At 74.3% G+C, this 12,044-nt stretch carries 9 protein-coding genes; 7 read left to right on the top strand and 2 right to left on the bottom strand.

Annotation, left to right across the window (positions count from 1 at the left end):
* Positions 1-37: 37 nt before the first annotated feature.
* Positions 38-463: a D-aminoacyl-tRNA deacylase gene (dtd, locus tag AB0F03_RS07285; RefSeq protein WP_361987382.1), complete on the bottom strand. Its 426-nt coding sequence runs from the start codon at positions 461-463 to the stop codon at positions 38-40.
* Positions 464-661: 198 nt separating this feature from the next.
* Between dtd and AB0F03_RS07280 the strand changes: the two genes are divergently transcribed.
* The 7 genes from AB0F03_RS07280 (at position 662) to AB0F03_RS07250 (ending at position 9,629) form a co-directional block, all read left to right on the top strand.
* Positions 662-1,282 carry an aerial mycelium formation protein gene (locus AB0F03_RS07280; protein ID WP_361987380.1) on the top strand — a complete coding sequence of 207 codons (621 nt, stop codon included), beginning with the start codon at positions 662-664 and terminating at the stop codon, positions 1,280-1,282.
* A gap of 478 nt (positions 1,283-1,760) precedes the next feature.
* On the top strand, positions 1,761-2,669 hold the full coding sequence (locus tag AB0F03_RS07275) for a winged helix-turn-helix domain-containing protein (protein WP_361987378.1): 909 nt from the start codon (positions 1,761-1,763) through the stop codon (positions 2,667-2,669).
* Between the two features lie 114 nt (positions 2,670-2,783).
* Positions 2,784-3,662: a winged helix-turn-helix domain-containing protein gene (locus tag AB0F03_RS07270; RefSeq protein ID WP_361987376.1), complete on the top strand. Its 879-nt coding sequence runs from the start codon at positions 2,784-2,786 to the stop codon at positions 3,660-3,662.
* Entirely contained in the window at positions 3,662-4,414 is a 753-nt protein-coding gene (locus AB0F03_RS07265; RefSeq protein ID WP_361987374.1) for an HAD-IA family hydrolase, read from the top strand. The genes AB0F03_RS07270 and AB0F03_RS07265 overlap by 1 nt, the downstream gene beginning before the upstream one ends.
* Positions 4,415-4,699: 285 nt before the next feature.
* Complete coding sequence (locus tag AB0F03_RS07260) at positions 4,700-6,925, top strand: aminoglycoside phosphotransferase family protein (protein ID WP_361987372.1); 2,226 nt, start codon at positions 4,700-4,702, stop codon at positions 6,923-6,925.
* A 9-nt stretch (positions 6,926-6,934) separates the two neighbouring features.
* Positions 6,935-7,558: a TetR family transcriptional regulator gene (locus AB0F03_RS07255; protein ID WP_361987370.1), complete on the top strand. Its 624-nt coding sequence runs from the start codon at positions 6,935-6,937 to the stop codon at positions 7,556-7,558.
* A 40-nt stretch (positions 7,559-7,598) separates the two neighbouring features.
* A complete protein-coding gene (locus AB0F03_RS07250) occupies positions 7,599-9,629 on the top strand; it encodes an AAA family ATPase (RefSeq protein ID WP_361987368.1) in 2,031 nt (676 codons plus the stop codon).
* Between the two features lie 25 nt (positions 9,630-9,654).
* On the opposite strand, the gene AB0F03_RS07245 is transcribed toward AB0F03_RS07250, so the two are convergent.
* A complete protein-coding gene (locus tag AB0F03_RS07245) occupies positions 9,655-12,030 on the bottom strand; it encodes an excinuclease ABC subunit UvrA (protein ID WP_361987527.1) in 2,376 nt (791 codons plus the stop codon).
* Between the last annotated feature and the right edge of the window lie 14 nt (positions 12,031-12,044).

Here is a 12,044-nt window from a genome sequence, read left to right as displayed (position 1 = left end):
GAGTCTCCTCGGCGGTGGCCCGGGGTCTCCCGGCGTCCTAGATCTCCAGCAGTACGGTGAACGGGCCGTCGTTCGTCAGCGACACGCGCATCCGCGCGCCGAAACGGCCCGTCGCCACCGTCGCGCCCAGCGCCCGCAGCCGGGCCACCACCTCGTCCACCAGGGGCTCGGCGGCCTCGCCCGGGGCCGCCGCGTTCCAGGTGGGCCGGCGGCCCTTGCGGGCGTCGCCGTAGAGGGTGAACTGGCTGATCACCAGCAGCGGGGCGGCGGTGTCGCTGCACGACCGCTCGTCGTGCAGCATCCGCAGCGTCCACAGCTTGCGGGCCAGCTGAGCCGCCTTCTCGGGGGTGTCCTCGTGGGTCACCCCGACCAGGACGCACAGCCCCTCGCCCTCGATCGCGCCCACCGTCTCGCCGTCCACGACGACGCTCGCGCCGTCCACTCTCTGCACCACCGCACGCATGCGGACCATCATGCCCGGTGCCGCACGCCCGGCCGCGGGGGGCCGCGGGGGTCGCGGGAGTCGTGGGCGGGCCGCGGCGGGCCCAATTTGGTTCTGTTACCGCCCATCTGGGGCTGTTCGAGGGCACTCGGTCACATAGTGGCCGGTTGGGGTGGCACGATGCTGTCACACGCCGGGCGAGGGGACGGTCACCACCTGATGAGCACACCGAGTACCAGCGGGCGGCTGGGGACACAGAAGGCGTGCCGGCCGCCCGCACAGCGCGCCGACGACACCACGGGCCCCGAGTCCCGCCCGGGCCTCCCGGGCGCGGGGTGCTCCCAGCCGCACGAGCTGGCCCGGCTGAGCCTGCCCGAACTCCGCGCCCTGCGCCGCGACGCCCAGCGCGACGAGGCGGACCTCAGCTACGTGCGGCGGCTGTTGCAGGGCCGGATCGACATCCTGCGCGCGGAGCTGGGCCGGCGGGGCCGGACGTCGGTGCCGGCGCCCGTGGACGGCTCGATGGTCGACCGGCTCCCGGAGATCCTCCAGGACGCCCCGGCCCGGCAGCGCTCCTCGGCCCGCCATGTCACGCTCGGCACCCCGCACAACGAGGAGTACCGGCAGCTGGCCGCCGAGATGCTCGGCGAGGTCGAGCTGTCCGACCTGACGGCCCGTACGGATCCCGAACTCGCCGCCGCCATGGGCCGGCTGGTCTGCTACGAGCAGGAGGTCTCCCGGCGCCGCCAGCGGCTCCAGCACACGGCCGACGATTGCAGCGGAGAGATCACGCGCCGCTACCGGGTGGGCGAGGCCCAGGTCGACGACCTGCTGATCTGACGGCACGCCGCCCGGCCCGCGATCGGCGCGCGCAGGGCCCGCCATCGGCACGCGCCGGTGCCGTCCGGCGGGCGTCCGGGGTGCGCGCCGGGCGGGCGAGAGGGCGCCGTCCGGTGGCCGGCGCCCTGGTGTGCCCGTCCGGGCGGCTGCGCTGCCCGGACCCGTCGCGGCGGCTCCCCTCTTCCGGCGGCGCTGACTGTTCATCCGTAGCGTGCTGTTCAGTTGTGGCTGTGCGATGCAGGTGTTCAGTTGTGGCTGTGCGGGATGTTCAGTTGTGACTGTGCGCTCCGGTGGCCGTCCCCGGTCCGGGCTCCCGGCTCCCCTCCGGGAGGGAACCCGGGCGGCCAACCACTGGGAAGCTCGACCAGGTCGGGCAAGTTGGCTGCCAACTTCACTGTACTTATCTCCGCCGGGAAGCGGCTCATAACCAGCTACCGGCGAACTGCCCGAAGTTGGCGAGAAGTTGTACGGTTCAGGGGTGGACCCGGAGCACGCCTTGGCCAGTGGGCGGACGAGGCCCCAGCGGCACCGCCCGTCCCACCGCGAGATCGCCGACGAACTGCGCCACCGGATCAGGTCCGGCGTGCTGCGCCCGGGCGAGCGCATGCCCACCCAGGCGAGGCTGGCCGACGAGTTCGGGGTCGAACGCGGGGCCGTACGGCAGGCGCTGCGCATCCTCCAGTCGGAGCATCTGCTGACCGACGTTTCCAAGGGCAGCCCCGCCACCGTGGCGGCGGACCCGGGGTCCGCGCGTTCCCCGGCCGGCCCGGCGGCACCGCCGCAGCCCACCATGGTGGCCCTCGCGCCGCGGATCGCCGGCGCCTTCGCCGCCCCGCACGTGCGGATCGACGCGCTGTGCCTGACCGCCGTCTCGCTGACCATGGCGATCGGGGAGCCGCTGCGGCAGATCCACGCGGGACAGCTGGAACCGGCCAAGATCGACCTCCGGCTGCTGCTGCCCAGCCGGAACATCGACCTCGCCTTCCCGGCACCGGTGGACGCCGACGACGGCGGCCGGCTGCACCGGCGCTGGCTGTCCCAGCGCAACGCCCAGGGCCTGGTGCTGCGGCAGAACCTGCTGGCCCTGCGCGCCACCCACGGCATCGACGTGCGCATCTCCTTCCGGGCGCTGCCCTTCACCCCACCGGTGAAGCTGTATCTGCTCAACGGCTCGGAGGCGCTGTTCGCGTACTACACGCTGGGGCGCCGCGAGCGGGAGATCGAGCACGAGCCCGTGGAGATGTACGACGCCGACGGCACCCGGTCCGTGCTGTTCGCGTTCGGGCAGCGGACCGGGCGGCGGGACGCGGCGTTCGTGGAACAGTCCCGCCTGTGGTTCGACGCGCTGTGGGACACGATCAGTTCGGAACTGGCCCTGACCCCATGACAGCTGCCAACTCCGCCGGGTTGCCGACCAACTTCGCTTGCGATGTTCTTACTTGGCTGTCTGCGGCGAACAACTCGCGCACAACTCCCCAGAGATGGATCAGGGGCGTAGCTTTTGGTCGTGACCCAGGAGAACATGGCAGCCAACGGCGGCGGACGGCGCACGTCGCAGCAGATCGCCGACGCCCTGCGCGACCGCATCCGGTCCGGCGTCCTGCGGGCCGGTGAGCGGCTGCCGACCCAGGCCGAGCTGGCCGGGGAGTTCGGCGTGGAGCGGGGCGCCGTACGCCAGGCCCTGCGGGCACTCCAGGAGGACGGCCTGCTCAGCAATGTCAGCAAGGGCAGCCCGCCCCGGGTCGCCGGGCCGGCCCCCGCGCACGACGAGCCCCAGCCGACCATGGTGGCCCTCGCCCCCCGGCTGACCGAGGCCTTCGCCGCGCCGCACGTACGCATCGACGCCGTCTGCCTGACCGCGCAGAGCCTGATACCGGCTCTCGGCGAACCGCTGCGGCTCATCCACGACGGCCGGCTGCGGCCCGGCCGGGTCGACGTACGTGTCCTGCTGCCGTCCCGGGACATCGACCTCGCCTTCCCGGTCTCCGTCGACGCCGGCAGCGACGACGACGCGGTCCACCAGCGCTGGCTGGCGATGCGCAACGCCCAGGGCCAGGTCCTCCAGTACAACCTCCAGGCGCTGCGCGGCACGCACGGCATCGACGTCCGGGTGACGTTCCGGGCGCTGCCGTTCACCCCGCCGGTGAAGCTGTACCTGCTCAACGGGTCGGAGGCGTTGTTCGCGTACTACACGGTCACGCGCCGCGAGGAGCGCACCGAGGACGGGACGCTGGAGATGTACGACGCGCTCGGCTCCGAGTCCCTGCTGTTCTCCTTCGAGCGGCGGGCCGGACAGCGGGACGCGGCGTTCGTGGAGCAGTCGCAGAAGTGGTTCGACGCCCTCTGGGAAACCATCACCACGGACCTGACACTCTCCTAGTGACTTCTGATGCGACTTCTGATGCGACTTCTGTTGCGAGCGAGATCGAGAAGCTACGGGGACTGATCACACCGGCCCGTTTCGTGCTGTGGGACTTCGACGGGCCGATCTGCCGGCTGTTCGCCACGCACCGGGCCGAGCGGGTGGCCGCGGACCTGGTGGACTGGCTGGAGCGGCAGGGCCTGCGCGGGCTGCTCACCGACGCCGAGCGGGAGACCCTGGACCCGCAGGTCGTCCTGCGCGCCGTGGGCCGCCGCCGCCCGGGCAGCGACCTCGTCGCCGGCCTGGAGGAGCGGCTCACCCAGGAAGAACTGCGGGCCGCCGCCTCCGCGCTGCCCACCGCCTACGCCGACCCGCTGATCCACACCTGGACGGCCGTCGGCGCCCGCCTCGCCGTCACCACCAACAACTCACCCCGGGCCGCCCGCACCTACCTGGAGTCCCGCGGCACCGCCGGCTGCTTCACCCCTCACCTGTACGGCCGCACCGAGCATCTGCACCACCTCAAACCGGACCCGCACTGCCTCAACCGGGCCCTCAGCGCGCTGGGCGCGGCCCCCACGACGGCCCTGATGATCGGCGACTCCCTCTCGGACCTGACCGCGGCCCACCGGGCCGGCGTCCCCTTCCTGGGCTACGCGCGCCGCACCCAGAAGGCGAAGGCCCTGCGCGCGGCGGGCGCGGACCACGTCGTCCGCTCACTGGAACCCCTGCTGCGACTGCTCCGCGGCGGCCACGGCGCCCACCGCTAGCGTGCCGCCGCCGTGCCCTGCGGTGCGTTACGATGCCGCCACTCCGGGCCACCGCCCGGGACGTGTGCGTCATACCCGGCGCAGGTGAGCGGCCGACCACCCGTCGGGCCGCTCGTCCTGGGCGCGCGGGCACGGCGGGCCCCCGCAGGCCCCGGCGTTCCGACCGGCTGGTCCCGGCGGCGCCGTCCCGCGGCCCCGGCCCCGCCTGTCCCGACCCGCCTTTCCCGCCTTTCCTTTTCCGACCCACCTTGTCCGACTTTCCGCACGACCTACCCGGAGCGGCCCGTGGGCGCACCGCCTGTTCCCCGTGCCGTGGCCGGGGAGCACGCCGGCACGGTCCGGACCGATGCCCTCGTCCGGGAGTTCGTGGCCTGTGCCGTCGCGGCCGGCCGGGCGAACGGCGGCCACCATCGCAGCCGCGTCGTCCCGCTCACCGCGCCCCTGGCCCGGCTGCTCGGCCGCGAGCCCGGCACCCCGGTGACCGTACGGGTGCCGCGACCGGACGCGGTGCCGGTGGTCATCCGGACCTGGCGCAGCGAGCCGGAGATCCTGCGCGCCGTGCACAGGGCCCTGCCGAACGTGCCCGCATGCCTGGCGGCGGGGCCCGGCTACGCCGTCCACAGCCATGTGGACGGCACCGTGCTCGCCGACGTCTGCGGCCCCGGCGAACCGGTCGACGCACCGCTGCTGCGGGAACTGGCCGACCTGCTCGCCGCGATCACCCAGGTGCGCGGCGGCGTCCTGCCGCCCCTGCCGGCCCACTGGCCGCGCAACCACACCGACTCCCAGGGCTTCCTGCGCATCCTCGCCCACCTGGCCGACCAGCAGATCCGCCGGCCCAACCGACGCCGTTACGGCGGCCTGTTCACCGCCCTCGGCGTGCCCGAGGACGCCCTGTCGCGGTTCGCCGACCGCGTCCCCGCGCTGACCCGGCGGCCGTACGGGCTGATCCACGGCGACCTGCACCGCGGCACCCTCGTCCGGCCGGCCGCCGGTCACGCGCCGCTGACCTGCGTGGACTGGGAGCTGGCGAGCTACGGCGACCCGCTGCACGACCTCGCCGTCCACCTGGTGCGGATGCGCTACCCGGAGCACCAGCGGCGCGAGGCCGTCGACGCCTGGGCCGAGGCGGTGCACCGGGTGCGGCCCGCCGCCACGGCCGGCCTCTCCCGGGATCTGCGGCACTACCTCGCCTTCGAGTACGCCCAGTCCCTGTACGCCGAGGTCATCCGGGCCGCGCGCTCGCTGGAGGACGCCTTCGACCAGCGGCGCCTGGACGCGGCGGCGGCCACCGTCCGCGACGCGCTGCGCGCCGCCGCCGGTCCGCTGCGGCTGGGCCGGGTGCCCGAGCGGCGGGAGGTCGAGCGGATCCTGTTCCGGCGGGCGGCGTCCGGAGCCGTGCCCCGGCGCCCCGCACCCGCCCGCGCCCTCGGCTGGACCCCCGACCGGCGCGTCCCCGAACACCCCGACTTCCCCTACCCCGCCGTCGCCGACGCGCTGTTCCTGGAGGGCGCCGCCCCGGCCGACCGGGTGTTCAAGGGGGCCGCGCACCTCACCACGGTGCTCCGGGTGCCCGGAACCGCCTTCCCCGTCGTCGTCCGCCGGGAGGCGGCCGTCGTCCTGCGCCGCGAGACGGGCTTCCTCAGCGAGCACGCCGTGCTCCGGGCGATCGAGCGCTCCGGGGTGCCCGTGGCCGCGCCCCGGGTGCTCGCGCTGGGCACCAGCCACGCCACGGATCCGGCCCACCGGTACGGCGGGGACGCCTTCACCGTCCACACCTACGAGGGCGCCCGCGACCTCGGCCGCCGCCCCGAGCACCCCGTGCACGGGCTGCTGCCGCACGAGGCGGACTGCCTGGTCGACCAGCTGGCCGCGCTCACCGGCGTCGACTACACCCCGACCGACCCGGTGGCCGGCGGCCCCGGCTTCTACGGCTGGCTCAGCGACCAGCTGGTCGCGCTGGTCGCGGGGTTGCCCGGGGAGTCCCAGCGGGCGGCCCGCTTCCTCGGCCTGCCGGACGCGCCCCGGCTGCGCGAGATCCTTGCCCGGCACCGGGTCACCGACCGCGCCTGCGCCCTGCTGCACGGCGACCTCAACCCCTGGAACCTGGTGCGCCGCGACGACGGCCCGCCCCTCACCCTCATCGACTGGGAGATGGCACTGGTGGGGGACCCGCTGTACGAGCTGGTCCGGCACATGCACCTGACCCCGACCCGGCCGGAGATCCGGGACCGCATGTTCCGCCGCTGGGACGCCCGGCTGCCCGCGCGCTTCACCGAGGGCTGGCAGCGGGACTGGCGGGTGTACCGGTGGATCGAGATCGTCCGTTCGGCCTACGTCGACCTCGACCGGCTGGTCACCGGCACCAGTCTGGACGCCCCCAACGTACGGCGCGCGGTGGACTCGTACGCCATGACGCTGGCCGCGGCCACCGCCTCCCTGGGCCTGTCGACCCGGCGGCGCGGCTCCCCGCACCCGGCCTGGCCGACCGGCCCCGGCGCCCCTGCGTAGGCTCGCCCCATGGGTGAGATGGGCCTGCGTGAACGCAAGAAGCGGCAGATGTACCAGGACGTGTCGGACATCGCCGTGCGGCTGTTCCTGGAGCGGGGCTTCGACGCGGTGCCCGTGGCGGAGGTCGCCGCGGCGGCCGGGATCTCCAAGCCGACCCTGTTCCGGTACTTCCCCGCCAAGGAGGACCTGGTCCTGCACCGGATCGCGGACCACGAGGCGGAGGCCGCGCGGGTGGTCGCGGGAGCGGCCGACCCGGTGGACGCGCTGCGGCGGCACTTCCTCGCCGGACTGGAGCGGCGCGACCCGGTCACCGGCCTGAACGACCATCCCCAGGTGCTCGCCTTCCACACCCTGCTGTACGGGACCCCGGCCCTGGTGGCGCGGGCGTACGGCCATCTGGAGCGGTCGGAGGCGGCGCTCGCCGACGCTCTCGGCGGCGGGCTGGACGCCCGGCTGGCGGCGGGGCAGATCATCGCCGTCCAGCGGATCCTCGCGCAGGACAACTGGCGGCGGATCGCGGCGGGGGAGCCGGTCGACGCGGTGGCGCCGGACGCGGTACGGGCGGCGGAGCGGGCGTTCGGGCGGCTGGCCGCGAGTCTGCCGGAGCCGGACCCCACCACTGAGACTCGGTAAAAAATGTAACTGAGTAACGTTATGGCGGTAGGCTGGTGCCATGACGTCACTCGACCCGGCCCTCACCGACACCCTGCACGCCGAGCGCGCCTACCACGACACCTGCCGCGCCGCCCTCGCCGCCATGGTCGAGGGTGCCGCCGAACAGGTCGTCATCGGCGAGGACGTCTCCGCCTCCGGCGCCGACGCCGAAGTCCTCGGATTCCGGCTGCGCAGCCAGGACGCGGCCATGCGCGAACTCCCGCCGGGCCCGCTGTTCTTCGGCCGGCTCGACTTCGGCGCGGACGATCCGGAACACGGCGGGCAGCACTACCACGTCGGCCGGGTGCGGATCACCACCGACCCCGCCGCCCCGCCCCTGGTCGTCGACTGGCGGGCCCCCGTCTCCCGCGCCTTCTACCAGGCGAGCGCCGGCGACCCGCAGGGCGTGGCCGTCCGGCGCCGGTTCGGCTGGGCACCCGGCAGCCGGGGCGACTCCGCCGACCTCACCGGCCTGGAGGACGAACACCTCGGCCGGGGCGAGGCGCGGCCCGGCGACCTCCTCGCCCGCGAGATCGAACGGCCCCGCATCGGACCCATGCGGGACATCGCCGCCACCATCCAGCCCGACCAGGACGACCTCGTCCGCGCCGCCCTCGCCGACTCGGTGTGCGTGCAGGGCGCCCCCGGCACCGGCAAGACCGCCGTCGGCCTCCACCGGGCCGCGTACCTGCTCTACACCCACCCCCGCCGGCTCACCCGCTCCGGCCTGCTCATCCTCGGCCCCCACCGCACCTTCCTGTCGTACATCGCCGAGGTGCTGCCCTCCCTCGGCGAGAGCGGCGTCCGCCAGGCCACGCTGCTGGACGAGATCGCCCGCCACCCCGTCACCGGCACCGACACCGTGCCGGCCGCCACCGTCAAGCACGACCCGCGCATGGCCGAGGTGCTGCGCCGGGCGCTGTACGCGCGGGTGAGCACCGAGGGCGTCACCGACCTCGCCGTACCCGACGGCTCCTACCGGTGGCGGGTGCCCGCCGCCGAACTCGCCGCGATCGTGGCGGAGGTACGCGCCGAGGAACCGCCGTACGCCGTCGGCCGCGAACGGGTCCGCACCCGGGTCGTACGGCGGCTGCGCGACCGGGCCGAGCGGCGCTCCGGGGTCCTGCCGGCCTCCTGGACGCGCCGCGTCGAACGGTGCCGGCCGCTCACCGCGCAGCTCGACGCCGTCTGGCCCCGGGTCCGCCCCGAGGAGGTCCTCGCCCGACTCCTCACCGACCCGGCCGTGCTCGACCGCGCCGCCGACGGGCTGCTCGACCCCGAGGAGCGGGCGGCACTGCGGTGGCCCCGCCCGCCCCGCTCGGACAAGTCCGCCCGCTGGTCGGCCGCCGACCTGGTCCTCCTGGACGAACTCGCCGGGCTGATCGAACACCCCGAGGGCTACGGGCACATCGTCGTGGACGAGGCGCAGGACCTCTCGCCCATGGAGTGCCGGGCCGTCGCCCGCCGGGCCGCGTTCGGCTCCCTCACCGTCCTCGGCGACCTCGCCCAGGGCACCACCCCGTGGGCCGCCCGCGACTGGTCCGTCCAGCTGCGCCACCTCGGCCGGCCCGACGCGGCCGTGGTGCCGCTGACCACGGGGTTCCGGGTGCCCGCGGCCGTCGTGGAGCTGGCCAACCGGCTGCTGCCCCGCCTGGGCGTCGCCGTACCCCCCGCCACCTCCCTGCGCACCGACGGGGAACTGACCCTCCGGCCCACCGGTGATCTCCTCGGCACCACCGTGACCGCCGTCCGGGACGCCCTCACCCGGGAGGGCTCGGTCGGCGTGGTCACGGCCGACGCCGACACCGGGCCGGTGCGGGCGGCGCTCACGGCGGCCGGCCTCGCCCCGGCCGGCCCCGAAGCGCTCGGCGCCCGGCTGGCCGTCGTCCCCGCGAGCGTCGTCAAGGGCCTGGAGTACGACCACGTCGTCGCCGTGGAACCGGCCGCCGTGGTGGAGGCGGAGGAACGGGGCGCCCACCGGCTGTACGTCGTCCTGACCCGGGCGGTGTCCCGGCTCGACGTGGTGCACACCCGCCCCCTGCCGTTCTGACGCCGGGCGGGCGCCACGACACGGCTCAGGCGCCGACGTACTCCGCGAGGTGTTCGCCGGTGCGGGTGGAGCGGGCCGCCACCAGGTCGGCGGGGGTGCCCTCGAAGACGATCCGGCCGCCGTCGTGACCCGCGCCGGGACCCAGGTCGATGATCCAGTCGGCGTGCGCCATGACCGCCTGGTGGTGCTCGACGACGATGACCGACTTGCCGGAGTCCACCAGCCGGTCCAGCAGGCCCAGCAGCTGCTCCACGTCGGCCAGGTGCAGCCCCGTGGTCGGCTCGTCCAGGACGTAGACCCCGCCCTTGTCGGTCATGTGCGTGGCCAGCTTGAGCCGCTGCCGCTCGCCGCCGGACAGCGTGGTGAGCGGCTGGCCGAGGGTGAGGTAGCCGAGGCCCACGTCGGCCAGGTTCCGCAGCACCCGGTGCGCGGCCGGGGTCCGCGCCGCTCCCGCGCCGAAGAACTCCTCCGCCTCCGTCACCGTCATCGCCAGCACCTCGCTGATGTCCCGGCCGGCGAGGCGGTACTCCAGCACCGAGGCGTCGAACCGCTTGCCCTCGCACTCCTCGCAGGTCGTCGCGACACCGGCCATCATCGCCAGGTCGGTGTAGACGACACCGGCGCCGTTGCAGCCCGGGCAGGCGCCCTCCGAGTTGGCGCTGAACAGCGCCGGCTTCACGCCGTTGGCCTTGGCGAAGGCCTTGCGGACCGGGTCGAGCAGCCCGGTGTACGTCGCCGGGTTGCTCCGGCGCGAGCCGCGGATCGGTGCCTGGTCGACCGACACCACACCCTGCCCGGCCGGCACCGACCCGTGCACCAGCGAACTCTTCCCCGAACCGGCGACACCGGTGACGACGGCCAGCACCCCGAGCGGGATGTCGACGTCCACGCCCCGCAGGTTGTGCCGCGTCGCCCCGCGGATCTCCAGGGCCCCGGCCGGCTTCCGTACCGACTCCTTCAGCGCGGCCCGGTCGTCCAGATGCCGGCCGGTGAGCGTGCCGCTCGCCCGCAGCCCCGCCACGGTGCCCTCGAAACAGACGGTGCCGCCCGCCGTACCGGCACCCGGGCCGAGGTCCACCACGTGGTCGGCGATCGCGATGACCTCCGGCTTGTGCTCCACCACCAGCACCGTGTTGCCCTTGTCCCGCAGTCGCAGCAGCAGGTCGTTCATCCGCCGGACGTCATGCGGGTGCAGACCGGCCGTCGGCTCGTCGAAGACGTACGTGACATCGGTGAGGGAGGAGCCGAGGTGGCGGATCATCTTCGTACGCTGCGCCTCGCCGCCCGAGAGCGTGCCCGCGGGCCGGTCCAGCGAGAGATACCCGAGGCCGATCTCCACGAACGAGTCCAGGGTCTCGCCCAGCGACTTCAGCAGCGGCGCCACCGACGGCTCGGCCAGCTCGCGCACCCACCCGGCGAGGTCGCTGATCTGCATCGCGCAGGCGTCGGCGATGCTGATCCCGCGGATCTTCGAGGAGCGGGCCGCCTCGCTGAGCCGGGTGCCGTCGCAGTCGGGGCACGTGGTGAAGGTGACCGCCCGGTCCACGAACTCCCGGATGTGCGGCTGCATCGCCTCCCGGTCCTTGGCGAGCATCGACTTCTGGATCCGCGGGACGAGTCCCTCGTACGTCATGTTGATGCCCGCGATCTTCATCCGGGTCGGCTCGCGGTACAGGAAGTCGTGCAGCTCCCGCTCGGTGAACGCGCGGATCGGTTTGTCGGGGGAGTAGAGACCGGACTCGGTGTAGAGGCGGTGGTTCCAGCCGCCCGACTTGTAACCGGGAACGGTGAGCGCGCCCTCGCCGAGCGACCTGTCCGCGTCGTACAGCTGGGTCAGGTCGATGTCGGTGACCGAGCCCCGGCCCTCGCAGCGCGGGCACATACCGCCGGTGACGCTGAACTCGCGCCGCTCCTTCACCGTCCGCCCGCCGCGCTCCACGGTGACCGCGCCCGCCCCGCTGATCGAGGCGACGTTGAAGGAGAACGCCTTGGGCGAGCCGATGTGCGGTGTGCCGAGCCGGCTGAACAGGATCCGCAGCATCGCGTGCGCGTCCGTGGCGGTGCCGACGGTGGAGCGCGGGTCGGCCCCCATGCGCTGCTGGTCGACGATGATCGCGGTGGTCAGCCCGTCGAGGACGTCGACGTCGGGGCGCGCGAGCGTCGGCATGAAGCCCTGGACGAAGGCGCTGTACGTCTCGTTGATCAGCCGCTGCGACTCCGCGGCGATGGTGTCGAACACCAGCGAGCTCTTGCCCGACCCGGACACGCCCGTGAACACCGTCAGCCGGCGCTTGGGGATCTCGACGCTGACGTCCCTGAGGTTGTTCTCGCGCGCGCCGTGCACGCGGATCAGCTCGTGGCTGTCGGCGGCGTGCGGGGTGCCCGCCTGCGCGTCCGTCATCGTGTCCGTGCTCA

This window comes from Streptomyces sp. NPDC028722 (assembly GCF_040637655.1).
GTDB lineage: Bacteria > Actinomycetota > Actinomycetes > Streptomycetales > Streptomycetaceae > Streptomyces.
The sequence above is the reverse complement of the archived record's forward strand: the minus strand, read 5'-3'. Positions and strand labels throughout refer to the sequence as shown.